Raw genomic sequence first — 233 nt, 5'->3', positions numbered from 1 at the left:
ACCGGCCCGACCGGACCGACTGGTTCCACGGGTGCGACCGGGGCGACTGGGGCGACCGGCTCCACGGGTGCGACTGGGGCGACCGGCTCGACTGGGGCGACTGGTTCCACGGGTGCGACTGGGGCGACCGGCTCGACTGGTGCGACCGGGGCGACTGGCCCGACTGGCCCGACTGGCCCGACCGGCTCGACTGGCTCCACCGGAGCGACGGGTGCGACCGGCCCGACCGGACC

Annotated in this window: 1 pseudogene; it reads left to right on the top strand. The window is 76.8% G+C overall.

Features of this window, described 5'->3' with window-relative positions:
- Positions 1 to 233, top strand: a pseudogene (locus SKC42_RS27600) (hypothetical protein); the annotation flags it as partial.

Source organism: Mycobacterium sp. 050134 (assembly GCF_036409085.1).
In the GTDB taxonomy this organism is placed as follows: Bacteria; Actinomycetota; Actinomycetes; order Mycobacteriales; family Mycobacteriaceae; genus Mycobacterium.
The sequence above is the reverse complement of the archived record's forward strand: the minus strand, read 5'-3'. Positions and strand labels throughout refer to the sequence as shown.